The organism is Pedobacter sp. 10L46_2, from assembly GCF_056395165.1.
Genome location: NZ_JBFTIZ010000065.1, coordinates 1 through 25824 on the forward strand (window position 1 = coordinate 1; position 25824 = coordinate 25824).

Consider the following 25824-nt stretch of genomic DNA (forward strand, 5'->3'; position numbering starts at 1 on the left):
AGTTTAGGCAACTGCCTCAACAACAAATTTCTTATCATTAAAACTAAACGCATCCCCTTTCTTCTTATCCAAAAGCAATTTGCCTATGGGAGATGAAGGGGAAATAGCAAAAATAGCCTTACCATCAAGCGTTAGCTGACCCGCGCTAACACTAATGTAAAAACTCCCGTTGTTGGTATACACCAAACTGCCATGTCTTACAATTTCAGACTCAGGATTTATCTCAATACTTTTTAACAATCTTAGATTATCCTGAGCATCGATTAAAAGACGCTTGTTTCGATCAATATCCTGCTGCATCATTTCTCTGCTGGTTTCATACTTATCTCCGGCGCTGCTTTTAGTATCATCATTACTAGCTTCGCGCGCCTGTTGCAATGCAACTTCAGCAGTCTGAATTCTTTGCTCTATAAAATTTAAACAAAGTCGATATAGTGTTTCTTTAATATCCTGCATAAATTACGATTCTATCCATTTAATCTTTTCTTCAATAGGAGTACGAATTGCATCTCTGGGTTCCTCGTTATGGTATCCCATATAAAAAAGCCCAAAACATTTCTCCTGTTCCCCTAAGTTAAGATAATCCTTCAGATCTGCAATCATTCCCGGTGAACTCCAGTATGCGCCAACATTTAAGGCCTCGGCAGTAAGCGCCATGTTCTGAACTGCACAGGCTAGAGCTGCAAGCTCCTCCCATTCGGGTACCTTGTCTGAATGCAATTCGACATTTAATGTAATTATGCAGCTGGCTTGTTCTGCCTTTTCAAGAATGCTATCATATTTCTTTTGCAAAAACTGATGAACTGGTGTAGTTTTTTTATACAAGCGGGCTAGCTCTTTACCAAACTTAGTTTTCCCCTCATTTCTGAAAACAATGAAACGCCAGGGTTGTGTTAATTTATGTGTAGGTGCATAGTTAGCACTTTCCAAAATTTGCTGTATAACCTTAACCGGCACCTCCTGATTAGTATAACTCACCGGAAAAATGCTCCGCCTACGTTTAATAATCCTGCTTAAAATTTCTATTTCTTGTTCCATTCCAATATCTCTTCCAAATGTTATGCTAATTTTTTAACTATAGCACATAAATGGCAAAAATAGAATTTAAGCCCAATGGAAATGTTTGCGCCGTGTAATAGTTTTAGTATTAAACTTTCTGCCGAATCTTCTTTAATTGCTTTCTAATTTGCTTGGCTCTGCCAAAAAACGCAACACTTTCGATATCAACCAGATAATCTATTGTCTCTAGCAGCTCGTCTTTAATCCAATCGTAACGAGGTGCCAGATTTGCCAGGGTTTGCATACAGTGCACTTTGGTAGCTACAAGCACCTCTGTATCTACAAGCCAGGTAAACAAAATATCAATAACAGGTTCAAAATCTGTTGTTACAGCCTTATCTTTATATACATGATGAGCCTTTCTGTCTGTCAGTAAAGCAATAATCTTAGCGTAATGCCTCATCGCCGAAGGGTTCTTCTGTTTCGCCAATAATGATATAAGCTCTGGGATATAACCCACAAACAGATCAGGCTTGTGTGTCATCAAATATTCTAACATCCAGGCGGCCCTAAAAGCAACTTCTTTTTTCCTATGAAAACTAATATCCAGTAAGTCGGTTATTTTTAGATCATTACTTTCAATAATACCAGTTAAATTAGTCACCATCTGAAACTCCATTGACGTACTAAGCCTTGCTATTAACTCTTCCTTATTCACATTAATTATTTTAAATCAGTATCTGATTTTCTAATTTAGAAATTTTGAACCTTAAACTTATATAAAACCACCAGACATCCGGCAGATCGCTAAAAGTCTTAATGATTTTATAAATAATGCCTACCTTTGCAGCTTATTTTTCAGCAATATGATTTCAGTTTCAAATTTATCACTCCGTTACGGAAAACGCACTTTATTCGAAGATGTTAACCTAAAATTTAATCATGGCAACTGCTATGGTGTAATTGGCGCCAACGGGGCTGGTAAATCAACATTTCTTAAAATTCTTTCTGGCGAAGTAAACCAAACTACCGGTAGTGTAGCTTTTACTCCTGGAGAACGAATGGCCGTTTTAAAACAAAACCACTATGAGTTTGATGAATTTAGTGTAATTGAAACTGTAATGATGGGCCACAAGGAATTGTACGAAATCATGAAGGAAAAAGATGCGATCTATTTAAAAGAGGACTTCTCTGATAAAGATGGTGAGCGTGCAGGCGAACTGGAAAATAGATTTGCCGAAATGGATGGATGGAACATGGAAAGCAATGCCGCCACCATGCTTAGTAACTTAGGTATTAAAGAAGAACACCATTACAAACAGTTAAAAGAACTTGATGGTAACCAAAAAGTGCGTGTCTTATTGGCTCAGGCTTTATTTGGAAATCCGGACATCTTATTACTGGATGAGCCTACCAACGATTTGGATATCGACACGATTGCATGGCTCGAAAACTTCCTTGCTGATTATCAAAATATTGTATTGGTTGTATCTCACGACAGGCACTTTTTAGACGCAGTTTGTACGCACATAGTTGATATCGATTTCAGCAAAATGAGTATTTACTCGGGTAACTACACTTTCTGGTACGAATCTAGTCAACTTGCTTTAAAACAACGTAGTGATCAGAATAAAAAACTGGAGGAGAAAGTTAAAGAACTTCAGGAATTTATTCAGCGCTTTAGTGCCAATGCATCTAAGTCAAAACAAGCAACTTCACGTAAAAAAGCTTTAGATAAAATAGATATCTCTGAGATTAAAGCTTCAAGCAGAAAATATCCTGCCATTCTGTTTAATAATCTTGGCAGAGAAGCCGGAGATCAGATTTTACAGGTAGAAAATCTTTCTTGCACTTTAAATGGCGATGTGATGTTTAGAAACATCAACTTCATGGTAAATAAAGGTGATAAGATCGCTGTTCTTTCTCAAAACAGTCTTGCTACCACTGCATTCTACAATGTATTAACCGGACGTGAGAAAAACTATACAGGTGAGTTTAAATTTGGAGTAACCATTAACGTTGCCGACATTCCAAATGACAACACTCCATATTTTGCAGGTAAGGATGAGAATTTGGTTGACTGGCTTCGTGAATATTCAGGGACAGATCAGGATGAACAGTTTGTAAGAAGTTTCCTTGGCAGAATGCTTTTCTCCGGAGAAGAGGTACTTAAAAATGTAAAGGTATTATCAGGTGGTGAAAAAATGCGTTGTATGTTCTCGCAAATGATGTTAAGACACGCGAATCTATTGTTATTTGATGAGCCGACCAATCACCTTGACCTTGAATCTATTACTGCATTAAACAATGGTTTAAAAGATTTTAAAGGAACAGCATTGTTTACCTCACGAGATCACGCATTAACTGAATCTGTAGCGACCCGAATCATTGAATTAACTCCTAACGGAACAATTGATAAGATGATGACCTACGATGAATATATTTCAAGTGAAGATGTAGCAGCTTTGCGTGCTTCATTATATAAAACAAAATAAAGAAAACCTATTTCATTTCGAACAAGAAAGGCCATTTTGTAATACAAAATGGCCTTTCTTGTATGAATATGAAACTGGAAGAACAGCTACTTGAAAGAAGTGAGAATAAGTGTGAATTATGTGGATCTGAGGCCAATCTTAGCATCTATGAGGTTCCCCCTCAAACTCAAAATACAGCAGAAGAATGTGTTGTAACATGCGGAAAGTGTTTAGCACAGATTGAAAAAAAAGAGGTATTAGACAGCAAACACTGGCAGTGCCTTAGTGGAAGTATGTGGAGTGAGGTTCCAGGAGTACAGGTAGTGAGCTGGCGCATGTTAAACAGATTAAGGCAGGAAAGCTGGGCAATTGATAATCTGGATATGATGTATCTTGATGATGAAACTTTGGCTTGGGCCAAAGCAACCGGTGATCACGAAAATGATTCTGAAGTGGAATTCCATAAGGATTCTAATAATAATGTGCTGGAAAACGGAGATACAGTAGTGATTATAAAAACACTTGATGTTAAAGGATCCAGTCTAAGCGCAAAACTTGGAACAGTGGTGAAAAACATTAAATTAGTTGATGATAATAAGGAGCAAATAGAAGGCCGTGTTGAAGGTCAGCTGATTGTTATTCTAACCAAATATGTACGGAAGCAAAGCTAATTGCAGCTATAAAATAAAGACAGTAAAATTGATCTAATTATGAAATCAATTGAGATTAAGTATTTTAAAGATTTTTTAAGTAGCGGAGAGATACCTTCAGGTTTGCCTGCACATTTGCAGGCGCTTTGGCATGAGGGAAAAGGTGACTGGAAAACAGCACACGATCTGATAGATCACCTAAGCGATAAACAGTCTGCTCACGTACATGCCTATCTACACAGAAAAGAGGGAGATGTGTGGAATGCTGATTACTGGTATAACCGGGCAGGGCAATCAAGACCCAACGTTACTCTGGAAAAAGAATGGGAAGATCTGGTTTCATTGTATTTGTCATTATTACCAAATTCTACTGGTAATTAAAATGAATATGTATATTTAAATTCCTTAAATTATTTCATTATTAATTAATTACTATGAGACACACTTACGCTTTTCTGTTGCTATTTATTGGCTTTTTGCCTAAAACCTTCGGCCAAACTCAACCAAATGGCGGCTCTGTTGCAGATGTAGCCTTTATTCAAGGCCATTGGAAAGCTACTACTCCTGAAGGCCAATCTATTGAAGGAGTTTGGTTACAACCAGAAGACGAAAACATACTAGGCTTCATGCGCATGATGAAAGCCGGTAAAGCTGATCTTTATGAAATATTAGCCTATGAGCAAACCGAACAAGGACTGGTCTCTATGGTAAAACATTTTAAACCAGGTCTTCTGGGTTTAGAGGAGAAAGACAAACACGATCGTTACAACTTTGTAGAAGCAAGTAAAGACCGTGCTATCTTTCAAAAAGAGGGCGAAAGCTTACGTATTCTATACGAAAAACGCTCCTCCAATCAATTTGTAATTGCCAGAGGCAACCTGCAAGACGGTAAATGGGCATTTAAAGACCTGTTTGTATTTAACCGTACTAAACCCTAAAGCGCGATCCTTTCATTTACTCCTATTTCATTGATGAAATACTCGTCATGGGAGATCACCAGCAAAGTTCCTTTGTAATGTTTTATTGCTGAGGTTATAACCTCCAGGCTCTGAACATCCAGATTATTGGTAGGCTCATCTAAAATAATGAGCTCAGGAGAACTATTGCTTACCACTAGGCAGCAAAATATCAATTTCATCTTCTCCCCTCCACTAAGTTGTTTGCATGTCTTATTCCACATATCAATTTTGAAGAGAAATTGGTGTAGCAATGTTTTAAGTCGGTGTTCTGGCAAGTGCTGTGAATTAAATTCCTGTACCTGTTCAAACACAGTTAGTTCATTATCTAATACTGAATACTCCTGATCAATGTAAAGATGCTTGAAATCAGCTATTATTAAAGCACCCTCTGATGGTTTTACTTTACCCAATATCAATTTCAAAAGTGTAGTTTTCCCAGAGCCATTTTTACCAGAAATGGCAATCCTTTCGCCACTTCTAATCTGGAAATTCAATGGGTTCTCCCATAAATATCCGGAACTGTAACCAAAATTCACATCCTCCGCCTTTATCAATATTTTGCCTGCGTGCAGATTTGAATTTTCAAAAGTTACTTTAAATTCCTTTACCTCAGGCAATTGCCGCTTAAGCTGCTGAAGGTTTTGCAAAATACCGTTAACCTTATCAGAATGTACTTCCTGTAATTTGGATGTACTTTGTTCAGATCTGTTTTTAATCGTATTAATAAAAATTCTGGGAACGCCTTTCTTTATTTGTTTTTGATTCCCCCTTGAATTCTCTTTTTGTTTGCGTTCGGCTGCTTCTCTGGCAATTTGCTTAGCTTGTCGTAAAGCTTTTTCTTTATGATCTGCCTGAGCCTCTAAAGCCATCAACCTCTCCTCCTTTTGCATTTTAAAGAAGTCATAATTACCTCCATAAACCTCTACCCCACTTTGATTCAATTCAAAAGTAACATCAAGAAGATTAAGTAAAGTTCTATCATGGCTTACAACTATAGTCGTTGCTTTACTTGTCTGTATCAGATTATATAATTGTTCCCGGCTCTCTACATCAAGATGATTTGATGGTTCATCAAAAAGTATAACCGATGGTAAATGAATTGTAATGCCTGATAAAAATACCTTGGTTTTCTCTCCTCCACTAATTGTTTTCATCGGCTGAGCTAATTCAATGTGTTGTATATTCCACAAACTAAGCGCTGCCAGAGCCCTCTCTTCAACATTCCAGTCGTCATCTAATTGGGCGAAATTGGTTAAAGAAGCATCGCCATTAAGTATTGCATGTAATGCTTCCATTTTACCGTCAATACCCAGGGCCTGGGCAACAGTTAAATCGTCGTACTGACCGAAATGCTGGGGGACATAAAAAGGTTTATTTATTGATGCAACATCCCCTGAGGCAGGCTCAACCCGACCTGCAAGGATCTCAAGCAAAGTAGATTTTCCAGAACCATTAGCACCTATTAAGGCTATCTTTTGCCCTTTAGAAACAGAAAAATTTATATCGCGGAACAGGCATTCCTTATTGGAATGCACATATGAAATTTGTTTAACTACAATACCCATAAAGCATCATTGATAAAAAGTAAAAAAATAAGATTTAAATTGTGCATAAGCACGAGGCGGCTAGACAAGTACAGTGGTACTGTTTAGCATTTGAGCAAAAAAGGAAAAGCTACTGCTCTGTTTATAGGATCTTACATTTCTTAATGAATTACACCAATATAGATAAAATGACATTTGCCATCATCGTACATAGATGTTCTCAATGGGGTAATTAGTCGTTTATACGACAAAGGTAAATATTTTTTTAAGAAACGAGTATCGTCTGAACTATCAAATAACTAAATTTTTATGAACCTGATGAAGAATCTGCTCATAATAATCTGCCAGTTTTGAAAAATCTTTTAGTGGATCAGGGGGATACATCAAAGCATTAAAGAACGTTTCGATATCCCTTTCTGTAGTCAGAATCACTTCGTCTTTTATCATTTCAACATGCTCATTCAGAGCGTCTATACCCTGCTTTTTCATAAAAAACTTTTGATATACTAATATACTAAATAATCAGATTATTTGCTAAAATTTTAGCTACTTATAATTACGGTTCGCCCATTTAATACATGGTTCTATCCATTGCGGCAAAGGCTTAAATAAAAAACCATGCTTCAATCCCGTGTTTAGCTCTATTTCTTTAAAGTGCAAAACCTTTAAATTAGATGTTTCTTTCCTTTTTATTGCCGACACTCCGTATTCGTCAGATCGCTCATAGATAGTTAAAATATTTCCACAGAAATTAATTCCGGGAAAAGATGTTAAATCCTTATCTCTGTAACAACCAATAAACACAAAATTAAGATTAGGGTTCCTTAAGGAGCTGGAAACGTATTGCGCAATATATCCTCCTTTTGAAGTGCCTATAACTGTAATATGGCTTGGTTTAACACCTAATTTCAATAAACTGTCTACTTGCCGAACCACCTTTTTTGTATAGGCTCCTACATCTGTATTAGCGGACCTTTTCTCACTGATCACCTGAAATCCAGCCTGTTTAAACTTGTTTAAAACTTCCAAATATTCCGTTTTTCCATATTCAGGATGGACTTCAGTCAGCGAATGGTCTTCTGCAAACTTGTTGTGAAGAAAGAATATATAATCTTGTGCAGCACAAAATAAAGAATTGGCTACTAAGAGCAACAAAAGCACAGTTTTTTTGGAATTCATAAAAGGTGCATTATAATTATTAATTAGCGTCAAAAACTCTTACTTTGTTCATTAGCAATTGTCTGATACTTACCAGGTGGCTAAAAAACATCACAGGCACAATAAAAGCAGGAAGTAAGCTAAAAGGGAAATACAAAACTGCAATATTAGGCTGGTCAAACCCAAACTTCTGAATGGGTGAGGGTACTGAGAGAAATGCATTCGCCACAATATTGATCAATAAACAAAGACAAATAACATTCCAGGCCAATAGAGATCCCTTGGCCATTTTCTTTTTTGAGATTCCAAAATAAGCTACTAAAGGCGCAGAGATTCCTGCCAAAATATCAAAGTTCCTCCCTTCAAATGTCATCAGTTCTGGAACAGTCCCATTGATAAACAATAGGTACAAAATAATTTCCACCGGAATTCTCCCTACATGCAGATAAGTGAGATTTAATATAGGGAGTCCATCAATAAACTTTCTACCTCCCCGGGTTAAAAATACGAGCATAATTGAGAGAATAGCTGGGAATACCCCCATAATGGCAATCTTAGGCGGAAAAACAGTAGTATCGGAACTGAAAACAAAATTTAAACCCAATATCGCCTGAACAATAATCCACAAACTTAAAACAATTAGAAGGAGATTGGCTTTACTGCTAACATTAAACTGTAAGGATCTTTTAATTACGCGATAAAACAAAAACAGCGTAAATAGGGTCGTCAACACAAAAAGCACAACAACAAACAACGGTAAGCCTATAATCATTCTTAAATTATACTTTTAACAATTCATCAATCTGCTTGGCAAGGGCTCTATCTTTTTCAGTAATAATATTACCTGCATCGTGAGTACTTAGCCAAAATTCCAATTTATTCCATTCATTACACCACTTAGGATGATGATTATTTTTCTCTGCTACAAATGCCACCTTAACCATAAAGGCGAAAGCTTCCCGAAAATCTTTGAATATTAGTATTTTGTGCAGTTTATTTTCAACAATATCCCACTCCTTTTGAACTACATTTTCCATAAATTCTATTATAAAGTTGCGGCGCCATTGCTGCCAATATTAGAACAAGCAACATCGACTTATGTTTAAATCTACTTATAATTAATTCGATTCCCCTCAGTGTCCTTTAAATAAGCAACAACTCCTGCCGGAAGCTCTTCACTTTCTATTGGGAAACTTATAGAATCYGCAACGTAGTTTTTTGTATTAGATGCTTTTTGAAAAATTTCAAATAAGGCAATTGGCTCCTGATTGAAACTAATGCAGGTACTAATAAAATGCATTTCCTCTATCCTATAGTTAGGCTGCTTTAATTTCTCATTTATATCTTTTAAGCGTGAGATAAAGTGCCGCTGTCTGATAAAAGTATTACTGTTCATGATAATGAAAATGTAATCTGCATAAGAAGTTACTTTTCCATAGTACTTATGATTATCTCCCCCACTTCTCTCTATCAGATATTCGCCCGAAGATTCAGATTTATAAATTTCAACTGACGAACGCCAGATTCTTTCTTCATTAATTTCTTCCGGGTTATCAGGTAAGTTACGGTTAAAAGAATACCATAATCCTACCAATTCGTCCAATAACTTGTAGTTAACCGTAACCTTAGGGATATCAATTTTTAAATCGTTAAAACTAAATGCCTCGTTGTGCGAATTAATAAAATCGATGTAGTTATCATAGCCTAACACCTGCACTATCCGACTTAGTTTACTAAGGTTCGGTTTGCTGGACCCAGTGAGGTCTTTTCGATTTTCATATGCTTTTAGTTTATTGATAATAAGATGTTCATACAAATAATTTGCTCCAAATAGATCAGTTTCTTTTTTTACTTTCTGTTTTCTGTTACGGTTCTGTAACAACCCATTCAATTCTTCTACAATGTACGCCCACTCAGACTTAGAGACATCTTTCCATGTCTTTTTCTTTAGAAAATTACTAGCTAAAAAATTCATTARCTTCTCGAGATGTAGCAGGTCTTCCTTATTCATAATATGAATATAAGATAAAAATAATACCAAATAATACATATATAAGACTTTTATATTTTCATGTATAGAGAAGTTTGTTCTAAACGAAGTCAATGAATTATATCATAAATATCAAATTATATCTCACACCTAAAACTAATTGATCATGGACTATTCTCAAATCTTTTTCATCTACTGGTGGGTCTTCGCTATCCTGTTCACCCTCCTATTTTACAAATTCATACTAAGGGTTTTCCTGGGTATGGTCATCGTACCCGAAAACAAGGTAGGACTGGTTACCAAGAAATTTGTGCTTTTTGGCAGCAACAAAGAATTACCAGACGGACGTATTATTGCAACTAAAGGAGAAGCTGGTTTTCAGGCAAAAGCACTGGCTCCCGGACTTTACTGGGGCATGTGGCCCTGGCAATACAATGTGAACATGCACGGGTTTACCATTATACCCGAAGGTAAAATAGGATTGATCCTGTCCAACGATGGTGCTGAAATACCGACAGGTGCAATCCTTGCCCGAAGAGTAGAATCGGATAATTTTCAGGATGCAGAAAAATTCCTAAACAACAATGGGCAAAAAGGTCGACAAACCTCTTATAAAAAATGATGGTAACCGTGGTTTGCAGCCATCAATCATTTTAGCAGGTAGTTACAATATTAATCCATGGGCAATTCAGATTGAAGAAATACCAATGACCGACGTACCTATTGGTTTCGTTGGCGTTGTGATCAGCTACATCGGTGAAGACGGTAAAGATTTAACCGGGGAGAGTTTCAAACATGGCAATATTGTAAGCAAAGGCCAGCGTGGGGTATGGATGGAAGCCTATGGCCCTGGCAAATACCCATTCAACAAATACATTATGAAGGTTGAACTGGTGCCTACAACTAATCTGGTATTGAATTGGGCCAACGCCAGGAACGAATCTCATGAGTTAGATAAGAACCTGAGTACTATCACCGTCCGCTCCCGAGACGGCTTCCCTTTCAATTTAGATGTATCTCAGATCATTCATATTCCCGCAACCGAGGCACCCAAAGTAATAGCCCGTTTCGGTAGCATGAGTAATTTAGTAAGTCAGGTATTAGAGCCTACTATTGGCAATTATTTTCGAAATTCTGCACAAGACAGCGATGTGATAAGTTTTCTGATTACCCGTAAAGAAAGACAACAATCGGCAAAGGAACACATTAAAGCAGTCCTGGATGATTACAATGTAAATGCTGTAGATACTTTAATAGGTGATATTCTTCCACCAGAGGCATTGATGAAAACCCTTACCGACCGTAAGATTGCAGAAGAGGAACAAAAAACTTATCAGACACAGAAAATGGCACAGGAACAGCGCCAGGGCATGGAGAAAGAAACTGCAATTGCAGATATGCAAAAGGAAATTGTAAAAGCACAGCAAAGTGTTGAAATTGCTCAGCGCACTGCTGATGCAACGGTAAAAAAGGCAGAAGGTGACGCCAATAGTTTAAAACTACAGGTTGATGCTGAAGCCACGGCAACTAAAATGCGTGCAAACGCAGAAGCTGAAGCAACTAAAGCCCGTGCTGGTGCACAAGCCGAAGCTACCAAACTTAATGCGACTGCCGATGCAGAGAAAATAGCCAAAACAGGATTGGCCGAAGCAGAAAAAATTATGGCCATAGGTAAATCTACAGCTGATGCTTACGACTTACAAGTAAAAGCCATGGGAGGCGACAACTTTACCAAGTTTAAAATAACCGAAGAAATTGGAAAAGGAAAAATTAAGATCATCCCAGATCTAATTGTAAGTGGTGGCAACGGCAGTGATGGTAGCCTAAGTGGTTTAATGGGTCTGCAATTGATGCAAATGATACAGCAAGAAAAAGGGAAAGCCAGCGAATAATAAACCCTAATCACTTAAAATTATGGATCTCAATATAAATTACCACACTGAAATGACTCCTGATATTGCCTTACAAATATTAAGAGATGGTCATGAAAGATTTCTTAGTGGACGCAGCAAACATCGCGGCTTGCTACAAAAAGTACAGGAAACAAAAGACAATCCGAGGCCATTTGCATCAATATTGAGCTGCATGGATTCAAGGGTTCCAACTGAACTGATTCTTGACCAGAGTATTGGTGATATTTTTAACATTCGCATTGCAGGCAATGTTATATCTCCACATGTGTTAGGATCGTTGGAGTATACAATAGCCACGGCAGGTTCAAAACTGATTGTAGTAATGGGTCACACCAATTGTGGGGCAGTAAGGAGTGCTTGTGACGATGTGATGAGGGAAAATCTTTCGGGCTTGCTAAGGGAAGTAAAAGTGTGTATCTCACAAGAATTTACGGAAATAAGCAACAGAACAGGCCATAATGAATCTTTTGTTAATAAGGTTTCTTTACTTAATGTTTACCGTTCCGTGCAGCAGATACTTGAGCAAAGCAGTATTATACGGCAACGCGTAGATAGCAGAGAAATAAAGATCATACCTGCTATGTACGACATCTCTGTAGGTAATTTGACTTTTTACAATAAACATTGCTAACATGTTGAAATAGTAGGAATAGAAACTCAGACTTTCTCCATAATTTAGCTACTACAATCAGTTTGTTATGGAAAAGAAAAGATACCAAGGGGCATTAAACGATAAGGATAGATCAAAACAGAAATTGATCCAGGCTGTTGGAATTGTAATCCAAGACAAAGGATATACCGGATTGACCGTTACAAACATTTCAAAAGCTGCAGGATTGGACCGTAAACTAATTAAACTTTATTTTGGTTCAGTTGATAATCTGATAGAAATTTATGTAAAAAGCAAAGACTACTGGGTGGCTGCAACAGGTGATGCAGGTATCATGATCGAAAATAACCAAGGGAAAGACACGAAGCAAATATTGAAAAATCTGTTGCTTAATCAATTGGATTATTTCTATGAGAATGAAGAAATGCAGAAGATTGTACTTTGGCAAATTAGCCAGAGAAGCCAGATTATGTATCAGGTATGCGAAGAACGAGAACAACTTAGTTCCACATTCTTTGCATTGACAGATAAGGAGTTGAAAGGAAATGATGTCGATCTTAGGGCAATTGCCGGTTTATTGGTTGCAGGTATTTATTATATGGTACTTCATGCCAAAACTACCGACAGCCTTTTTTGTGAAATTGACATCAATAATCCAGAAGGAATGAAAAGAATCAAAGAAGCAATAAGCCTGGTTTTAGAATACGCTTACAGTAATAAGACTCAGTCATAGATAATAGAAAACCTTTTATCAGAACTTATAACCGAGTGAAATACTAAAGCTGGTATTTTTCATTTTCCCTTTCCGTTTTATCCCGCTATAAGTTGTTTGCAAATTTGCCAGTCCTATTTCACTATTGAATTGGATAGAATATTTGTTAAAAAGCTCATAACCAGCTAAAAAACTAACCCCGTAATCCAAGGGCTTTCCATACAAATAAGATCCAAATTCACCCTTCTCTGCATCGTTTTTGAAGATCACCTCTCCATTATCTCCAATTTGGATATCCCCAATTAAAACACCAGATGCGGACTTCCACTTCCCTCCTGTTCCATATCCCAAATAACCTCCTGCGCCAAGTATTAAATTCCCCGTTCCTAACTTGGGGTTATAAAGTAAATTAACCGGTACTTCTATATAAGAAACCGTAACTTTAAAATCATCACTATAGCCAAAGCCCTCTCCTTTTTGTCTAAATCCTTTGGAGGAATATAAGGCAGCGGGTTGAATGTAAAAATCACCGGCTATAGGAACGTCAACTGTAAGTCCTAAGTGGAAACCTGGAATTGATTCAGTTTCACCCTTATTTCCCTGTTCATCTTTCATATTTGCGTTTGAGAAATTTACACCGGTTCTTATCCCTATTTTCGTTTGTGCATTGGCAATGTTAAAGGCGGTAATCAGGAAAAATAGAAATAGCGGAGCGTATAATTTATTCTTTCTCATAAGTTTGGTTACTTTTTTGTTTTAGAATGGTTATTATTCGAAAAGTCTGGTAACCCAAATGTATTAATTATCCCAATAACGGGAAAATTTAATTTTTTATTATTTCAGATAAGCACATGGCACGTTTACCGGCACATAATCAATCCCATGAGCAGCCTTCAGTAACTTGGATACAACAACTGCGATGGTTCTCTCATCCCTATGCATTTGCGGCAAAAGCCCCATCATAGCATAGCTGATTGGGTTTACTGCAGGAACAAGTGTTTCCCAAGGATAACCTTTACCCCAGATCAACCCTTTTACTGTGTAGTTAAGATCTGCTGATTCCGATAGCAGATAGTCCAATAACGAAGCGGAATGGTTAGAGTTCTGATTTACAGTATGAAAAATAGGGCTTTGTCCTCCAAACCCATGTTCATCAGTTCCTGCTTTCGCATTCACGTCTGCTCCATTCCTCACCAGAACTTCTGCACATGACAGATGATTAAATTCCGCACAGACATGAAGTAGGCTGACATCATGTAAAGGCGTATAAGCACACCGTAAATTAACAGGCCGGTTAAGTGCACCTGGGTCTGTAGTCAAATGTTTCGCTAAAATCTGGGCATCATCTGAGAGGACGGCTAAAAGCGACGGATCATTAAACTCCAGCCCATGATCGATAAATACCTTGACACATGCTTTAAAGCGGTCTGTTCTGGCGTATTCGCTGATGAGTTCATAAATTAAGGGGTGCCCTTTGAAGATATCGTTGGGATGGACCCCATGCTGAAAACATGATCTGATCCCATCCACATCATGGCATTCAATATCACCGATTATTTTCTGCAGGTAGTCCATACCTACTAATTTAAGAAATATCGTTTACTTCTCGGCCCTGAATGTATTCGACACTAATTTTCTAGGACGCTTATTTTTAAACTGCTCTCCACTACCTGCATTACTTTGCCCTTCTTCAGTATGGAATCGGTTAGGTTTAAAAGTTGTTCTTGGTTTCTCTGCCCTATTCTCATCCGCCAGTTTAACACTTATCTTTCTACCTTTCAAAACCATACCGTTTATAGCTGCAATTGCCCTATCGGCTCCAGCCTGATCCACCATTTCTATAAAACCATAGCCTTTATGTTTGTGGGTCACTTTGTCGGTCAATAAATGCACGCTGTGCAACATTCCATGGATGCTGAATATCTCAATCAGTTCAGCTTCCTGTATATCAAGTGGATAACCCACCACAAATAATTTAATCATGAATCTATTTAAAGCTGCAAATTTAAGCTTTAATATTTTACTTATAGCTGTTTTCAGCTATTTTTGATATTATCTTAATAACAGGCAGGCATTCTAGCTACATTAGCTTAATTATCTACGCTACAATGAAAAAATACGGTTACACCTTGTTTTTGATATTTTCCTTTTTCAATGCGCTTTCGCAGATGCCATTAAACGGAACGCATTATGCCGATAGCCTTACCCAGCAGTTAAAAAAAGAGCTACCGAATGCCACAAAGGCAAAAAGTAGTTTTCTACTCTCAGAATTTTACTTAAGAACAGATACAGCAAAAGCTGAGCAGTATTTACAACAAGGATTAGCACACAGCGAAGGAAACAGCTTTATGCAAGCAGTATCTTTATATTATAAAGCTTTGCAAATGATGGCTAAAAATCCAGAACTTGCTAAAAAAATGCTTTTGCAATCAGATGCTTCACTAAAAAAATTCAAAACAAAGGAAGCTCTTCTGGTTAGATCAATGTGCTGGCACAGCTATGCATTTCGCCATCATCTTAGAAACGAAATCAAAGAATCTATAGAAATTATACTGCATAAGGCAATTCCGTTGGCTATACAATCAGGTGATTTGGGTTTCTTAGGAAAAAACTATTTTCTCCTTTCTGCGGGATTCAAAAATCTGGGTCAGCACGCGAAGGAAAAAATCTATTTAACAAAAGCAGTTTCAATACTTAAAAAAGCCAATGCACCACAATATCTGGCTATGATTTATCAATCTATTGGGGAAAATTATATTTCATTAGGTAAGTTAAAAGAGGCCAAATCGAATTTAGACAGCATGATGATCTTGCTTAAGCCGTATCCACAGTCCGAGATGTGGTTAGAATATTATGCCGGTGAAGCTTTACGCCTTAATACTGCTTTGCAATTCGACAGCGCACTCACTGTAGTAGAAAAAGGAATGCTTCTGGCAAAAAGATTCAAAGGCACTTATGCCGAAAAACGTATACTACTACAAAAATTTTATGCTCTTCATAGTAAAGAAGATTTCCCTGAGGCAAAGAATGTAGGACTGGCTTTGGTTAAGGACAAACAATTTATGGCATGGGAAACAAACAAGTTGCAGATTTACTATGGACTGGCGACTAGCTATGAGGGCATGAAAAATAAGCAAAGTGCTTACAAATGGTTAAAACTTTATAGCGGGTTGAGCGACAGTTTGAGTAACAGCAAACTAAAAGAAACTGCAAACCTCCTCGAAGTAAAATATAGAACGGCAGAAAACCAAAAGAAAATTGTGGCGCTTAACGCCGAGAATGAAAAGGCAAAACTTGCCACAAAAAATAGTCGGCTGGTGAATTGGCTACTGGGCCTAGCCAGTATATTTTTACTTATTGTTGCTTTTTTTGGCTGGTTGTTTTACCGCAACAGTAAAAAATTAGCTTTACAAAAAGATCTGAATCACCAACAAGAACTTAAAGATATTGACAGGCAACAGCAAATAAAACTAGTGCAGGTAATGTTGAATGCCAAAGAAGATGAACAAAACAGACTTGCCCGCGATCTACATGATGGGCTGGGCTGTATGCTCGCAATAGCAAAACTAAATCTGACAGATTATATACACGAACAAGGCAACAATAACACCCTAGAGCTGCAAAATATCGTTACGCAATTGGATACTTCCATAGGTGAACTTAGACGTATATCCCACAACATGATGCCTGAAATGCTATTAAAACTGGGCCTTAAGGCACTGCTAAAAGACTTATGTGAATCAGCAGCTTCTGCCGCGCTAAAAGTGGACTTTCAATATCTTGGCATCAACAACAATCTGCTTGCACAAGAGCAAATAAACATTTATCGTATTATACAAGAAGCCATTACTAACGCAACCAAACATGCCCAGGCGCAAAACCTTTTGCTGCAATGTTCGCAAAATGAGGATGTGTTTTTTATAACGGTTGAAGATGACGGAAAGGGCTTTGATGCAACACATTTGGATAAGGTTGAGGGCATAGGTCTTAACAACATCAAAAGCCGGGTTGAATACCTTAAAGGCAAAATTGAGATCCTATCAGAAAGAAATAAAAGAGGCACCTCCATCAATATAGAACTTTATGTCACAGCATAAAAATACCATTGTCATTGTTGATGATCATCCGATAGTCATAGAGGGGTTGATTAGGCTTTTAAGTAAAAAACCGGAATATGAAATTATTGGTGGCTTTACCCGAGGGGAGGAATTTATTTCCTTTTTAAAAATAGCAACAGTAAAAATTGTTTTGCTGGATATCATGCTTCCTGATATAAATGGAATGGATTTGTGCAAAACAATAAAAACCATATCTCCGGATACGGTTGTATTGGCATTTAGCAATTACCAGGAGCGCAGCGTAATTTTGCAAATGTTGGCCAATGGCGCCAGTGGATATTTACTTAAAGAGTCGTCTATTGAAGAAATTGTTATCTGTATCAATGAAGCCTTAAATGGTCAGATTACTTTTAGTAACATCGTTAAAGAAATTATCTCCCGGCCACAGTTAAAAGAATCTCAAGATTTTGCCAAACTTACGGTACGCGAAAAGGAAATTTTAAAACTAATTGCTGATGGCAAAACCACTAATGACATTGCTGAAATGTTATTTTTAAGCAAGTTTACGGTAGAAAACCACAGAAAGAACTTACTACAAAAGCTCAAAGCAAAAAATGTTGCCGATTTAATAAGACATGCTACACTACAAAATCTGATTTAGCTATTATATTGTTTTTGGTATTATCTTTTTCCTGCGCATTTCATCGAACAAATCATAAAACATTTTTTCTGTATCAATAAACTCATGAAAGCCCATTCTTCTTGCCTTTGTGCCATCTGCAAAAAAGTCATAGTCCCAGGAGAACACAAAGTCGCCAAATGCCCATGAGGATAAGTCTTTATAGTTATAATTTAGTCCGTGTTCTTCCTGTAAAGATTTCCAGAGTTCTTCTTTGTCCGCCATAACTGTTTGGAGGGGCATTTGCAAGGGTGCCGCAACTTCCATATTAAAATAAACAGCAATTTTAGGCCAAAGCTCATTCCACCTAAACAAGTCGCCGTTATTGATATTGAATGCCTGATTTGCACATTGTGGGTTTGTAGCTGCCCATACAGTCGCTTTAGCCAGTAGTCCTGCATCTGTCATTTCCATCAATTTATCATAGGCGCCCAATTTTCCGGGAAAACGTAAGGGAATCCCAAGTTTCTTAGAAATAGTAGCAAACACCGCAATTACCATTGCAAGATTCATAGGATTACCTGTTGAGGTTCCACCAACTACTGATGGCCTAATGGCAGACCAAGTCCAACGTTTGTTCACCTGTTGTTTTTCGAGGAAGTTCTGTTGATCTACATTAAATTCGGGAGGCATATGGCCTGCATCACTTTCTTTTGCGGGAGTTTTAAAGGGGCCTAGATGGGCACCATAAACTTTGTACCCTTGCATCAGACTTACATGTTCCAAATTGGCTGCCACCGGTTCAATTGCCGTCAATACGTTTACCAACATAGCCAGGTTGGGTTCAACCAGTTCTGCCCAACTCGCCCTATCCTGATAGGCTGCATAAAATATGTGAGTAACATCAGATAATGAACTAAGTTGTGCAATACACGATGCAGGATCTAGCAAATCAACAGCTATATATCGGATTTTCTTGGTGCTTGTCCCCCCCCTTCTGGACAAACCAATAATGTCCCAGGTTCCTAATTCCTCCAGGTAATTTATTAGATTGGTTCCAATTATTCCATTGGCTCCAACTACTAGTGCTGTTTTTTTATCCGCTTTCATGTTAAGTTATATTTTATTTAAGTTTAATCAACTGCTAGTCAAAATTCGGTTTATTAGGCTGGAGAAAATGGTATAATTCTGGCATAATATTGTATATTTCCGACATGAAACGTTACAGGCAATTTGAACCTTTACTGATTTCTGATTTTGAAGTTTCCAGTTGGCGACATCCAGAGCATAATCATAATCATTACGAAATAATCTATATTAAAAAGGGATCAGGAACGCATGTGATTAATCAGGTAACTATCCCCTACAAGGATGGCGATATCTTTTTACTTGGTCCAGAAGAATCCCATTATTTTGAAATCGACATACTCAGTCATTTCGTCTATTTAAAGTTTACAGATTTATATCTCCACCAGGATGTAAGTAATACTAATAATTACGTACAGAACCTGGAATACCTAATAAAAAGCAGAGAAACACATCTGGCAGGCTTTAAATTGTCGGACAATGACCGACATACAGTAGCTCGTCTATTTGATATGCTGATCACATTAAAAAGCGAACCACTTCATAACGAAGAGTTAATCTGGATGCAGATTCTCGCATTATCACATATTTTAAAAAGGAATATGCCAGAATTAAAACCCTTTGAAAATCGTAGTAAAGATATGCAAGCTATTTTTTGTTATATACATAAATACATCTATTCGCCCGATCAGCTTAGGGCTCCCATTATGGCTGGACACTTTAATATAACAGCAGACTATATGGGACCATATTTCAAAAGGAATACCGGTACCACCTTACGGGAGTATGTTCAGAATTACCGAAAAACACTGATCAAGCAAAGAATGGCAAGTGGAAAGTACAGCTTAAAGCAAATTGCAGCCGAATTCGGATTAACAGATGAAAGCCATGTTAGTAAAATTATAAATGTTTTGTAAGTTCCATATTTAGTTAATCCTGATATATTATTTCAGTTGCACTTCCATTTGAATATTGCATCGCTCATAAGGTGTTACTCGACCTACTACTTTCTTAAAACCTAGCTTATGATACAGATTGATAGCAGGTTTCAATACAGTGTTACTTTCCAGATAAACCTTAGAGGCACCCAATTCCTTTGCAGCGTCAATAACTGTTTGACCAAGCAACCAGCCAATACTTTTTCCCTGGATCTTAGGTGAAACAGCCATTTTTGCCAGTTCAAAATCATAATCCGGATCGTTCATTTTGATCAGTGCACAAACACCCACAGGTTCATTTTCGTATAGAGCCACAAATATCTTTCCGCCCTTTTCCAAAATGTATTCTTTAGGATTATCTAAAGCCTTATAATCTGCCTCTTCCATTTGGAAATATGTGGAGATCCATTCCATATTAAGTGATCTAAACGCAGCTTGATACTTATCTTCATAAGCCACAATCTGGACATCTTTGCTTTCGCGAAGTTTCTTTTGCTCCTGCACTCTTCTCAGCAGTGACTTTTGCTCTAACAAGAATTCCCACTCTTCTATCGCTTCCCACAAGTTGTACCTTGCTTCTAGAATAACGCTTTCAACTGCAGCATCTACATCTACACATTGCACTTTTATCTTAGCTGCAAGCACTATCCCTTTGGTGGTTAATGCGACAACATTTCTGCGTTTATCAGACGATTCCCGATTTTCCTGAATCAGTCCGGCAACAGTCATTTCCTGTATGATCTTACTAACTGAAGGTTGGGAATGTCCTATCTCAGTAGCAATTTCGGTTATGGTTTTTTCTCCCTCTTCTGAAAGAACAAAAAACACGGGGAACCACTTTGGAGAAAACTCTATATTATATAATTCATAAATCTGCGCTGCGTCTTCAGTTACTTTTGAAGTCAGTAATCTTAGCCGACTGCCCAGAGCCATTTTTCCGGTTTTCTCAAATAGTTTCATGCATATAATCAATTACATAATCAGTTATGCAAATGTAAGTAATATAAACTATGTCACAAATATTTTTTAAATGGGCGTGTGATTAACTGTTAAAAAATTCACCAAAGTGCCAGAGAATTCCAGAGGGATCATGCAGAAAACATTCTTTGCCCCAGTGATCAACCCGTATCGGAACGAGTTTTGCATCCTTATATTTAGTAGTAAGGTCAAGAGCCAAAAGCTCCTGCCAATATTTGTCAACATCTTCAACCTCTAAAAAAATCATAGTATTATCTACCCAATCCTTTACATAGGCGTTTTGAAGGTAAAACGCTATATGCTCTGTTTTAAAAACAGACATATCAGGTGTAAGAACTGTTTCATCAAAACCAAGGTCTCTGTAGAAACTCCTTGAAAGTTCAAAATCTTTGGCCCCGATAAATGGCCTGATGGATATTGCTTTATGTTTCATTGATTTAGCTGTTGATTTGGATAGTAAACTTAATAAATAATTTTAGAACCTATACAATCTAAAACAATTGCGCTAAGGCGTTAATGTTTTTCATTTTGAAATTTAGATCCATCTCAAAATATTTCTTTTCTTTACCTACATTAGTCGCTTTTATACGAATGATATCCAATCGTTTTGTATATTTTTCCAGTAATGGAAATTGTCGCAATCCATTGAGCTGATTAAAATCCATTTCGAGGTAGAAAAAGTATGGAGATTTTTCACTTACCGTAGTCACCTTAATATTCTTATCTGTACTAAGCGTAAAAAATCCAGTATCGCTTTTACCATACAAAGTATACAAGGGGAACACCTGTTTACTGATTACACCAACAGTATCAAGCAATCCTTCCCTAATCAGATAATTTAATAAAGATTTAGATTGAGCTCTGGAAGTGCCTATTATCCTTGGTACCTTCAAAATACGGGTACTTCGAACCTCTTCCTTCTCAAAATCATCATTATACTCATAAGTTATCACAGTATCAATCTGATTAACTATCCCTGCAAATTCAACGTCAAGATAGCCCTGATAATATTTCAATAAGCTATCGGGATAAATTCTGTGGCCTTTAAGTTGAATTTCTGAGTAAGATTTACCATTCAAAAGGTGGGCATTAAGCCACATTTTTATTGAGGCATGCTTATCAAATACCCTATGAGTAAATACCTTCCCTTGAACATCAAGATCATTAAAATTAAAATAGCCATTCAAATAAATTACCCCATCCTTAAATTCTCCTGTTCCTATATACTCTTTAAAAGCATAAGCCAAATGTGTATTTGCATGTTTTAAGCTCGCAATTTTCTGATCTTTATCAGATAATAGGTTTTTCTTATCTAGCAGATCGGTAAGGATATCTATTACATTTTCATTTTTGAGTGTATACGCAACAGCAACTGTTTTTAAATTAAAAGCTACAGTAAGTTTTCCATCTTTTGAAGTTGCCAATGTAATGCCATGACCTGCGTTTTTAAACGTATTTACACCGAGCCTTTGCTTAATAAACTGTTTCAGTACGGCGACATCTGCTATAGGCAAAGAACAGAAATAGGTTTGGCAAGATTTGGAACCAACAGTATAAATAAAAACATTCCCTGGAATGGCTAAACCAGTTTTAAGTTCATCATCAGTTTTTCCCCTATAATAAGATGGGTTATAAAGATAATCCAAAACCATTGTTTTATAGATCTTATCTACATCTATCTTAACAATAAAAGAGGCCTCAGCATGAATAACCTCCTGGTAGGATTTATATTCCCGGAATTTGAAATACCCATAAGCAGACGCCAGTATTAAAACAACTCCCGTTAGTATCAGTGTTACACCACCTCTAAGTAATTTATTTTTGCGCGTCTTCAACAAGTGAGAATAAGTACTTTAAAGCATTTTGTTGATTGGAAGGAATATCTATGTTAATTTCACCAGAATATACATTACCCTTAACCGGATTCGATTTCAAATAAATGTCGCCCATTGAATTCAATACATTATTAAGTTTTTCAAGTTTTTTTGTGCTGGCAAACTCTTCAACAGGAATCTTTCCGAATAGCTTTTTAGCGCTGAAATAGCCTGCATAATTGGTATTCATTAATGCTTTCCTGTGCTTGCGCGAGACATTGGCAACATATCTGTTTCCAGCAATATCCTCCATATCTTTTTTATTGGTACCAAAGAAAATGATTCCTTCTTTAATCATAAAATAAAGCGCCAGTGGGCTTTTAGGAACCGACAGTTCGTAATATCCTGAGCTGTTTTTAACCAGCTCTTTTTTTACACCATAAGCAATAAGTTTGTCAATCAAACGAGTGTCCTCACTGGACATCATAAATAAAAAGTCAGGCAATGTCTCTTTCTTCGTCTTTGTTACTTCTTTGCTTTCAAAGTTTTCTTCATTATAATCCATTGATTTATAACTGACTTCCTTTTGCGACAAGCCATTAAAAAGGAACAGTCCATCTCCCTTTACTACTTTACTTATCGCCTCTTCATCAAGCAAAAGAGAAAACAGATCAGCTGCCATTCCTATTTCATCAGCGTATACTGAACCATAAATTTTTGACATCAGTTTAGGATATTGCTCAAGATAGGCCTTAGTATCCATAGCATAGGCCAGATAACCAATCGCTTTATCTTCATTTATGTATTTTAAGAACCGTTTGTTCAGTTTCCTTTTAAGTACTTTCTTAAAAACCCCCGCAATTTCATCACTAAAGGCCATGCTTGTACTAATTCTAATCGATTTATCTTCAAGAAAAAGCTTAGCATTAGCACTTCCATAGCCATTTAAGAAGCTCATACCTTTTAAATAGGTTGATGGCATATAGGTATTAAAAAGCTTATCAGCTCCAGCAATCCAAATTGTTGCCTCAGCTTGTTCATCTATACTTTTTACGAAATCTTTATTATTTAATATCGATGTTGTATTTGGGCCGGTAAAGAAATCATCAACCATAAGTTGTACCCAACCGGCAACAACAGTTTTCTTTTTCTGTTCATCCTTAAAAAAAGTATTACCATAATCATATCCAATGGTATCTGCCATAACTTCTTCTAATGAATCAACAGCCATCGTGCTATCAACAGCAATCTCATCCTGTACCGGCACCGCTATCGACAATGAGTCTGCAGCTTGTCCAACAGAAGTAGCTTGAGATAACTTGAAGCGTTCAACAACCTCTGGTCTTGCAAAATAACTACTTTTACCCGAGCCTATAACAAACAGCAGGAACTTGTCGTTCCAATGAGCCACTTCTGTAGAGTCGGAATTATAATAGGATTTAATCCCGTTTTTAACTGTAAACTTTTGATTTGCCTGAACATATAGAGCTTCCAATTGTTCGGCATTTTTAACAGGTGCCAGGAAACAGTTATAGGATACACTGTCGTTGCTCAGATTATAGTAATATAATGATGAAGATAAATCAAACCCCAGGTTTTCAACACTATTAACCACTTTATCCGTTCCTTTTGAGAGCTTTGATAAAATTTCTTTTCCGATAAAAGTGTTATTAAATTCTTTTAAAGACATCAGATCGGTAAAATTCTTTCCTTTAATTGTGGCCACAGCAAGGGCATCAGAAGGTATTTTATTTACCAGGTCTTGAGCAGAGGATGACAAGGTTATACTTGCAAAAACTAATGCAACCAGGCATTTGTAAAGAGAGTTCATAGATAGAGTGATTATTTAGATAGTGTAATTCTATTCGATATATCAGTTTTACCGTTGATTAAACCTAATATACCTGTATTGATCATTATAGCTTTTTTTGATTTAGAGATCTTTGCCAGTGGATTGTTACTGCTGGTTATTAATTGTTCAAATCTGTATATACTAGTATATGAGGCATCTTTAAATACATTTTTCACTTCAGGTTTAAGCTTATTGTATTCTAATACGGCAGCCTTTGTATACTGATAACTGCGCTGAAAAGTCTGGGTTTTCGATTCATAAGCATAAGAAGCATTACTAAGCCCCTTTATCTTTAACTTCTTTAACACATTTTGATTTACAGTATTGATATTGGCAACATCCTTAAATGCAAAAGAGATACTCACTATGAAATTATCGAAATCAATCTTCTTTTGGACATTTGTAATGCCATCGGATTTTTTCAGGTAACTAACAATTTCATCGATTTCTTTTTGAATAGTTTGTTTGGAAGGCACTTTATATCCCTGGATACTATCCATAAGCATAAGAGATGCCACCTTGGCTTTACTCGCACTCAGATTGAGGGTTAAATTTACTGTCCCCAACCCTGTTTTATTGACATTAATTTCCTCAATAACCTGGAAGCAAGACGAAAAAAAAAGTACGAATACTATTAAAAAAAGATATCTATACGTTGTAACGAGCATTATTTAGGATGTTTTGCAAAGATAGACTGTAAAGATATCATTTTTAGAAACAGAATGAACTAATGATCTATGCCGTACATTGATTAGATTTACTAATGAACTCACTTTTACGCTCCAGCAAAGTCCTCCATATAATCATTAAAAAAGCCAGAATTCCAAAGGCCATACCCACCCAAGGGCTTTGAGAAACCCCGACAGAGGCGATGAACCAACCACTTACAACAGTACCCGCCGTTACGCCAAGATTTCCAAATGAGATAGCCAAGCTATTAGCAAACTCAGGAGCATGAGGGGCAGCAGAAGTCATGTAGGCAAACCCACTCAGAAAACAAGGAGCATATAGAAAACCCCATAACGCGATCACCGACACAGTAGACCAGGTATTGGCACCCGAATAAAACAACATCACAGGAATCAATACCGTTCCACTTAGAAACAAAGCAATAGTAGCCGGAATATTTTTACTCATCATTTTCCCCGCCAGCCAATTAGATACTATCCCTGTAATACCAAAGAGGAACATCATATAACTAATAGTTTGAGTATCCATCTCTTTAACCTTACCCAAATAATCAGCAAAATAACTGTAAGTAGAAAACCATGCAGCAATCATAAAAAAGTTCATTGCAGAGCTGATCAAAAAACGACTATTGGTTAGCACCTTTAATTGTGTTCCGTACGATTTCTTTTCCTGCGGATGCATAGGAGGCAAAACTTTGTAAATACCTACTAAAGCAATTGCAGTTACTACCGCTTGTACCCCAAAAGATGCCTGCCAATTGAAAACACTTGCCATATAAGT

The 25824-nt window shown here is 37.0% G+C and carries 30 protein-coding genes; 11 read left to right on the forward strand and 19 right to left on the reverse strand.

From position 1 onward, the window contains the following. Nucleotides 1-3: 3 nt before the first annotated feature. The 3 genes from AC1DDX_RS09285 to AC1DDX_RS09295 all read right to left on the reverse strand — a co-directional run bounded on the left by AC1DDX_RS09285 (nt 4) and on the right by AC1DDX_RS09295 (nt 1717). Nucleotides 4-456, reverse strand: coding sequence for a 3-oxoacyl-ACP synthase (locus AC1DDX_RS09285; RefSeq protein WP_048906833.1), 453 nt, complete (start codon nt 454-456; stop codon nt 4-6). 3 nt (nt 457-459) lie between these two features. Further along, nucleotides 460-1038, reverse strand: coding sequence for a nitroreductase family protein (locus AC1DDX_RS09290; RefSeq protein WP_172659697.1), 579 nt, complete (start codon nt 1036-1038; stop codon nt 460-462). A 109-nt stretch (nt 1039-1147) separates the two neighbouring features. Beyond that, nucleotides 1148-1717: a hypothetical protein gene (locus AC1DDX_RS09295; protein ID WP_288878798.1), complete on the reverse strand. Its 570-nt coding sequence runs from the start codon at nt 1715-1717 to the stop codon at nt 1148-1150. Nucleotides 1718-1865: 148 nt separating this feature from the next. Between AC1DDX_RS09295 and AC1DDX_RS09300 the strand changes: the two genes are divergently transcribed. The 4 genes from AC1DDX_RS09300 to AC1DDX_RS09315 all read left to right on the forward strand — a co-directional run bounded on the left by AC1DDX_RS09300 (nt 1866) and on the right by AC1DDX_RS09315 (nt 5061). Continuing rightward, nucleotides 1866-3494, forward strand: a complete 1629-nt coding sequence (locus AC1DDX_RS09300; RefSeq protein ID WP_172659695.1) for an ABC-F family ATP-binding cassette domain-containing protein — start codon at nt 1866-1868, stop codon at nt 3492-3494. Nucleotides 3495-3562: 68 nt separating this feature from the next. Beyond that, nucleotides 3563-4144, forward strand: coding sequence for a PhnA domain-containing protein (locus tag AC1DDX_RS09305; protein WP_172659694.1), 582 nt, complete (start codon nt 3563-3565; stop codon nt 4142-4144). Between the two features lie 39 nt (nt 4145-4183). Further along, a complete protein-coding gene (locus tag AC1DDX_RS09310) occupies nt 4184-4504 on the forward strand; it encodes a hypothetical protein (RefSeq protein WP_216854314.1) in 321 nt (106 codons plus the stop codon). A gap of 53 nt (nt 4505-4557) precedes the next feature. Further along, nucleotides 4558-5061 (forward strand): DUF6265 family protein, encoded by a 504-nt coding sequence (locus AC1DDX_RS09315; RefSeq protein WP_172659693.1) that lies wholly within the window; start codon nt 4558-4560, stop codon nt 5059-5061. Here AC1DDX_RS09315 and abc-f read toward each other — a convergent pair. The 6 genes from abc-f to AC1DDX_RS09345 form a co-directional block, all read right to left on the reverse strand. Next, a complete protein-coding gene (abc-f, locus tag AC1DDX_RS09320; protein WP_288878795.1) occupies nt 5058-6647 on the reverse strand; it encodes a ribosomal protection-like ABC-F family protein in 1590 nt (529 codons plus the stop codon). The genes AC1DDX_RS09315 and abc-f overlap by 4 nt on opposite strands. 270 nt (nt 6648-6917) lie before the next feature. Beyond that, entirely contained in the window at nt 6918-7115 is a 198-nt protein-coding gene (locus AC1DDX_RS09325) for a hypothetical protein (protein WP_172659691.1), read from the reverse strand. Between the two features lie 57 nt (nt 7116-7172). Continuing rightward, nucleotides 7173-7805, reverse strand: a complete 633-nt coding sequence (locus tag AC1DDX_RS09330) for an alpha/beta hydrolase (RefSeq protein WP_172659690.1) — start codon at nt 7803-7805, stop codon at nt 7173-7175. A gap of 19 nt (nt 7806-7824) precedes the next feature. Beyond that, nucleotides 7825-8556 (reverse strand): hypothetical protein, encoded by a 732-nt coding sequence (locus AC1DDX_RS09335; RefSeq protein WP_337716527.1) that lies wholly within the window; start codon nt 8554-8556, stop codon nt 7825-7827. A gap of 7 nt (nt 8557-8563) precedes the next feature. After that, entirely contained in the window at nt 8564-8821 is a 258-nt protein-coding gene (locus AC1DDX_RS09340; protein ID WP_337716525.1) for a 4a-hydroxytetrahydrobiopterin dehydratase, read from the reverse strand. Between the two features lie 71 nt (nt 8822-8892). Beyond that, nucleotides 8893-9795 carry a hypothetical protein gene (locus AC1DDX_RS09345; protein ID WP_172659688.1) on the reverse strand — a complete coding sequence of 301 codons (903 nt, stop codon included), beginning with the start codon at nt 9793-9795 and terminating at the stop codon, nt 8893-8895. Nucleotides 9796-9940: 145 nt separating this feature from the next. Between AC1DDX_RS09345 and AC1DDX_RS09350 the strand changes: the two genes are divergently transcribed. From AC1DDX_RS09350 to AC1DDX_RS09365, 4 genes are all read left to right on the forward strand, one after another. Continuing rightward, nucleotides 9941-10396: a hypothetical protein gene (locus tag AC1DDX_RS09350; RefSeq protein ID WP_477621981.1), complete on the forward strand. Its 456-nt coding sequence runs from the start codon at nt 9941-9943 to the stop codon at nt 10394-10396. Next, nucleotides 10359-11666: an SPFH domain-containing protein gene (locus tag AC1DDX_RS09355; RefSeq protein WP_477621982.1), complete on the forward strand. Its 1308-nt coding sequence runs from the start codon at nt 10359-10361 to the stop codon at nt 11664-11666. The genes AC1DDX_RS09350 and AC1DDX_RS09355 overlap by 38 nt, the downstream gene beginning before the upstream one ends. A gap of 22 nt (nt 11667-11688) precedes the next feature. Further along, the gene (locus tag AC1DDX_RS09360; protein WP_337716524.1) at nt 11689-12318 is read left to right on the forward strand and encodes a carbonic anhydrase; all 630 of its coding nucleotides are present in this window, start codon (nt 11689-11691) and stop codon (nt 12316-12318) included. Between the two features lie 67 nt (nt 12319-12385). Next, nucleotides 12386-13030: a TetR/AcrR family transcriptional regulator gene (locus AC1DDX_RS09365; protein WP_172659685.1), complete on the forward strand. Its 645-nt coding sequence runs from the start codon at nt 12386-12388 to the stop codon at nt 13028-13030. An 18-nt stretch (nt 13031-13048) separates the two neighbouring features. Here AC1DDX_RS09365 and AC1DDX_RS09370 read toward each other — a convergent pair whose 3' ends face one another. The 3 genes from AC1DDX_RS09370 to AC1DDX_RS09380 all read right to left on the reverse strand — a co-directional run bounded on the left by AC1DDX_RS09370 (nt 13049) and on the right by AC1DDX_RS09380 (nt 14992). Continuing rightward, nucleotides 13049-13744 (reverse strand): outer membrane beta-barrel protein, encoded by a 696-nt coding sequence (locus AC1DDX_RS09370; protein ID WP_172659684.1) that lies wholly within the window; start codon nt 13742-13744, stop codon nt 13049-13051. A 99-nt stretch (nt 13745-13843) separates the two neighbouring features. Continuing rightward, the gene (locus tag AC1DDX_RS09375) at nt 13844-14584 is read right to left on the reverse strand and encodes a transient-receptor-potential channel family protein (protein WP_172659683.1); all 741 of its coding nucleotides are present in this window, start codon (nt 14582-14584) and stop codon (nt 13844-13846) included. Between the two features lie 24 nt (nt 14585-14608). Beyond that, nucleotides 14609-14992 (reverse strand): RNA recognition motif domain-containing protein, encoded by a 384-nt coding sequence (locus tag AC1DDX_RS09380; RefSeq protein ID WP_172659682.1) that lies wholly within the window; start codon nt 14990-14992, stop codon nt 14609-14611. A 125-nt stretch (nt 14993-15117) separates the two neighbouring features. Between AC1DDX_RS09380 and AC1DDX_RS09385 the strand changes: the two genes are divergently transcribed. Beyond that, nucleotides 15118-17106, forward strand: coding sequence for a sensor histidine kinase (locus tag AC1DDX_RS09385; RefSeq protein WP_288878790.1), 1989 nt, complete (start codon nt 15118-15120; stop codon nt 17104-17106). After that, entirely contained in the window at nt 17093-17728 is a 636-nt protein-coding gene (locus AC1DDX_RS09390) for a response regulator (RefSeq protein ID WP_288878789.1), read from the forward strand. The genes AC1DDX_RS09385 and AC1DDX_RS09390 overlap by 14 nt, the downstream gene beginning before the upstream one ends. A gap of 3 nt (nt 17729-17731) precedes the next feature. Here AC1DDX_RS09390 and AC1DDX_RS09395 read toward each other — a convergent pair whose 3' ends face one another. Continuing rightward, a complete protein-coding gene (locus AC1DDX_RS09395; protein ID WP_288878788.1) occupies nt 17732-18796 on the reverse strand; it encodes an SDR family oxidoreductase in 1065 nt (354 codons plus the stop codon). Between the two features lie 104 nt (nt 18797-18900). Between AC1DDX_RS09395 and AC1DDX_RS09400 the strand changes: the two genes are divergently transcribed. Further along, nucleotides 18901-19689, forward strand: a complete 789-nt coding sequence (locus tag AC1DDX_RS09400) for an AraC family transcriptional regulator (RefSeq protein ID WP_172659678.1) — start codon at nt 18901-18903, stop codon at nt 19687-19689. A gap of 27 nt (nt 19690-19716) precedes the next feature. On the opposite strand, the gene AC1DDX_RS09405 is transcribed toward AC1DDX_RS09400, so the two are convergent. The 6 genes from AC1DDX_RS09405 to AC1DDX_RS09430 form a co-directional block, all read right to left on the reverse strand. Then, on the reverse strand, nt 19717-20670 hold the full coding sequence (locus AC1DDX_RS09405) for a bifunctional helix-turn-helix transcriptional regulator/GNAT family N-acetyltransferase (RefSeq protein ID WP_172659677.1): 954 nt from the start codon (nt 20668-20670) through the stop codon (nt 19717-19719). Between the two features lie 82 nt (nt 20671-20752). After that, complete coding sequence (locus AC1DDX_RS09410; protein WP_172659676.1) at nt 20753-21121, reverse strand: VOC family protein; 369 nt, start codon at nt 21119-21121, stop codon at nt 20753-20755. Nucleotides 21122-21179: 58 nt separating this feature from the next. Beyond that, the gene (locus AC1DDX_RS09415; protein WP_337716521.1) at nt 21180-22523 is read right to left on the reverse strand and encodes a hypothetical protein; all 1344 of its coding nucleotides are present in this window, start codon (nt 22521-22523) and stop codon (nt 21180-21182) included. Continuing rightward, nucleotides 22504-24333, reverse strand: a complete 1830-nt coding sequence (locus AC1DDX_RS09420) for a hypothetical protein (RefSeq protein ID WP_337716519.1) — start codon at nt 24331-24333, stop codon at nt 22504-22506. Before AC1DDX_RS09420 ends, AC1DDX_RS09415 begins: the two co-directional genes overlap by 20 nt. An 11-nt stretch (nt 24334-24344) precedes the next feature. Next, a complete protein-coding gene (locus AC1DDX_RS09425; RefSeq protein WP_288878784.1) occupies nt 24345-24854 on the reverse strand; it encodes a hypothetical protein in 510 nt (169 codons plus the stop codon). Between the two features lie 235 nt (nt 24855-25089). Continuing rightward, nucleotides 25090-25824, reverse strand: a 735-nt coding sequence (locus AC1DDX_RS09430; protein WP_477621983.1) for an MFS transporter, incomplete at its 5' end; no start/stop codon positions are given.

Bases quoted from the DNA above. Each gene is read 5' to 3' on its own strand.
- AC1DDX_RS09285 (WP_048906833.1), bottom strand. From the start codon at position 456: ATGCAGGATATTAAAGAAACACTATATCGACTTTGTTTAAATTTTATA.
- AC1DDX_RS09290 (WP_172659697.1), bottom strand. From the start codon at position 1,038: ATGGAACAAGAAATAGAAATTTTAAGCAGGATTATTAAACGTAGGCGG.
- AC1DDX_RS09300 (WP_172659695.1), top strand. From the start codon at position 1,866: ATGATTTCAGTTTCAAATTTATCACTCCGTTACGGAAAACGCACTTTA.
- AC1DDX_RS09305 (WP_172659694.1), top strand. From the start codon at position 3,563: ATGAAACTGGAAGAACAGCTACTTGAAAGAAGTGAGAATAAGTGTGAA.
- AC1DDX_RS09310 (WP_216854314.1), top strand. From the start codon at position 4,184: ATGAAATCAATTGAGATTAAGTATTTTAAAGATTTTTTAAGTAGCGGA.
- AC1DDX_RS09315 (WP_172659693.1), top strand. From the start codon at position 4,558: ATGAGACACACTTACGCTTTTCTGTTGCTATTTATTGGCTTTTTGCCT.
- abc-f (WP_288878795.1), bottom strand. From the start codon at position 6,647: ATGGGTATTGTAGTTAAACAAATTTCATATGTGCATTCCAATAAGGAA.
- AC1DDX_RS09325 (WP_172659691.1), bottom strand. From the start codon at position 7,115: ATGAAAAAGCAGGGTATAGACGCTCTGAATGAGCATGTTGAAATGATA.
- AC1DDX_RS09330 (WP_172659690.1), bottom strand. From the start codon at position 7,805: ATGAATTCCAAAAAAACTGTGCTTTTGTTGCTCTTAGTAGCCAATTCT.
- AC1DDX_RS09335 (WP_337716527.1), bottom strand. From the start codon at position 8,556: ATGATTATAGGCTTACCGTTGTTTGTTGTTGTGCTTTTTGTGTTGACG.
- AC1DDX_RS09340 (WP_337716525.1), bottom strand. From the start codon at position 8,821: ATGGAAAATGTAGTTCAAAAGGAGTGGGATATTGTTGAAAATAAACTG.
- AC1DDX_RS09350 (WP_477621981.1), top strand. From the start codon at position 9,941: ATGGACTATTCTCAAATCTTTTTCATCTACTGGTGGGTCTTCGCTATC.
- AC1DDX_RS09355 (WP_477621982.1), top strand. From the start codon at position 10,359: ATGGGCAAAAAGGTCGACAAACCTCTTATAAAAAATGATGGTAACCGT.
- AC1DDX_RS09360 (WP_337716524.1), top strand. From the start codon at position 11,689: ATGGATCTCAATATAAATTACCACACTGAAATGACTCCTGATATTGCC.
- AC1DDX_RS09365 (WP_172659685.1), top strand. From the start codon at position 12,386: ATGGAAAAGAAAAGATACCAAGGGGCATTAAACGATAAGGATAGATCA.
- AC1DDX_RS09370 (WP_172659684.1), bottom strand. From the start codon at position 13,744: ATGAGAAAGAATAAATTATACGCTCCGCTATTTCTATTTTTCCTGATT.
- AC1DDX_RS09375 (WP_172659683.1), bottom strand. From the start codon at position 14,584: ATGGACTACCTGCAGAAAATAATCGGTGATATTGAATGCCATGATGTG.
- AC1DDX_RS09380 (WP_172659682.1), bottom strand. From the start codon at position 14,992: ATGATTAAATTATTTGTGGTGGGTTATCCACTTGATATACAGGAAGCT.
- AC1DDX_RS09385 (WP_288878790.1), top strand. From the start codon at position 15,118: ATGAAAAAATACGGTTACACCTTGTTTTTGATATTTTCCTTTTTCAAT.
- AC1DDX_RS09390 (WP_288878789.1), top strand. From the start codon at position 17,093: ATGTCACAGCATAAAAATACCATTGTCATTGTTGATGATCATCCGATA.
- AC1DDX_RS09395 (WP_288878788.1), bottom strand. From the start codon at position 18,796: ATGAAAGCGGATAAAAAAACAGCACTAGTAGTTGGAGCCAATGGAATA.
- AC1DDX_RS09400 (WP_172659678.1), top strand. From the start codon at position 18,901: ATGAAACGTTACAGGCAATTTGAACCTTTACTGATTTCTGATTTTGAA.
- AC1DDX_RS09405 (WP_172659677.1), bottom strand. From the start codon at position 20,670: ATGAAACTATTTGAGAAAACCGGAAAAATGGCTCTGGGCAGTCGGCTA.
- AC1DDX_RS09410 (WP_172659676.1), bottom strand. From the start codon at position 21,121: ATGAAACATAAAGCAATATCCATCAGGCCATTTATCGGGGCCAAAGAT.
- AC1DDX_RS09420 (WP_337716519.1), bottom strand. From the start codon at position 24,333: ATGAACTCTCTTTACAAATGCCTGGTTGCATTAGTTTTTGCAAGTATA.
- AC1DDX_RS09425 (WP_288878784.1), bottom strand. From the start codon at position 24,854: ATGGATAGTATCCAGGGATATAAAGTGCCTTCCAAACAAACTATTCAA.